Raw genomic sequence first — 868 nt, 5'->3', positions numbered from 1 at the left:
CTCGCAAAAAGTAAGCAACCAAAAATAATGAATAGTATTAAGTTAGATAAATGATTGATAGAAAACAAAACTATGCAAATTAAAAAAATCGCAGACCAGCCAAGTTGGATTCTATGGGATAAACAAAAACAGAGTAGCTATTGCTACTCTAACACATAAGACTATTAAACTAATATAACTAAATAATATTTATTTCCCCAACTTACTTTAGCTTAGAGGAAGTTTCCTACCACGCTTGAAAGTTACACATCAGAATTAAAGTAACTCATCAAATCCCCTCGCTAAAAACAGTCCACCGGACTGTTTTCTTTACGCTCGCCGACCAGCCCACTGATATATATAGAGGAAACAAACGAAAAAAACGAGCAACCAAATGGTTACTCGTTTTCTTTGGCTCCCCCAACTGGGCTCGAACCAGTGACATCATGATTAACAGTCATGCGCTCTACCGACTGAGCTATGGAGGAATATATAAATGTTGGCGTCTTCCTATTTTCACAGGCCGCTTCCAGCCAACTATCTTCGGCACTACTGAGCTTAACTTCTGTGTTCGGGATGGGAACAGGTGGACCCTCAGCGTCATCAACACCAACTATTTATCTACTTCTATTCACTTTTCCGGGTCTTGGTGACCCGTGCGAGAATCGAACTCGCGTTGCCGCCGTGAGAGGGCGGAGTCTTAACCGCTTGACCAACGGGCCAATTCTCTTCGGCTAGAGCCGGTTGCCCAGCTCCAACCTTCTCTTTGGTGCGCCATCAGGGGTTCGAACCCGGGACACCCTGATTAAGAGTCAGGTGCTCTACCAACTGAGCTAATGGCGCATATTGTGCTCTGCACCTTCAAAACTGAATAAAGAATTTCTAGCTT

The 868-nt window shown here is 43.4% G+C and carries 3 tRNA genes and 1 rRNA gene; all 4 read right to left on the bottom strand.

Annotation, left to right across the window (positions count from 1 at the left end):
* Positions 1-391: 391 nt before the first annotated feature.
* Positions 392-467 (bottom strand) — tRNA-Asn (locus WMO18_RS10890).
* Positions 468-476: 9 nt separating this feature from the next.
* A 5S ribosomal RNA gene (gene rrf, locus WMO18_RS10885) occupies positions 477-593 on the bottom strand.
* Between the two features lie 33 nt (positions 594-626).
* Positions 627-701, bottom strand: a tRNA-Glu gene (locus WMO18_RS10880).
* A 45-nt stretch (positions 702-746) separates the two neighbouring features.
* A tRNA-Lys gene (locus WMO18_RS10875) sits at positions 747-822 on the bottom strand.
* Between the last annotated feature and the right edge of the window lie 46 nt (positions 823-868).

Source organism: Ruminococcoides intestinihominis, assembly GCF_040096285.1.
Lineage (GTDB): Bacteria > Bacillota > Clostridia > Oscillospirales > Acutalibacteraceae > Ruminococcoides > Ruminococcoides intestinihominis.
This window is presented reverse-complemented; position numbering and strand designations above follow the sequence as displayed.